The 606-nt window shown below is 74.8% G+C and carries 1 protein-coding gene; it reads left to right on the forward strand.

The window, feature by feature from the left end; genetic code table 11:
* Nucleotides 1–606 (forward strand): molybdopterin dinucleotide binding domain-containing protein (locus AC2W7M_RS27040; RefSeq protein ID WP_486136321.1); only part of this gene is annotated, 606 nt, incomplete at both ends.

The raw sequence follows: 606 nt of genomic DNA on the forward strand, positions 1-606 counted from the left end.
ACCGCGCGCCTGTTCGCGAACGGCGGCTTCTTCACGCCCGACCGGCGCGCGCGCTTCGTCGTGCCGGCGCCGGTGGCGCCGCCGCAGGGGGCGGAAGAGTTTCCGTTCCTCCTCAACACCGGGCGCCTGCGCGACCAGTGGCACACCATGACCCGCACCGGTCTTTCGCCGCGGCTTTCCGCGCACGAGCCGGTGCCGTTCGTCGCCGTCCATCCGGAGGACGCGGCGCGGCTTGGCCTCGGCCATGGCGGCCTGGCGCGGGTGACGAGCGCGGAGGGCGAGACGGTGCTGGAGGTGCGCGCCGATCCGCGCCAGCCGCCGGGCACCGCCTTCGCGCCCATCCACTGGAGCTTCGCCAATACGTCCCACGGCCCCGTCGGCCAAATGGTGCAGGCAAGCACCGACCCCTTTTCCGGCCAGCCCGATTCAAAGGCGACGCCGGTCGCGCTCGCCCCCCGAGCCGGCGCCCGTCGAGGGCGTGCTGCTGGCGCGGGAGGAATTGGGGCTGCCGCAGGCACGTGGTGGGCACGGGCGGCGCTCGCCGGCGGCTTCGGCTGGCGGCTTTTCGGGCGCGCTCGATCCGCAGGGCTGGGCCGCCTGGTTTCG

The sequence above is a fragment of the Xanthobacter sp. BG11Y11_SDJG genome, from assembly GCF_057364445.1.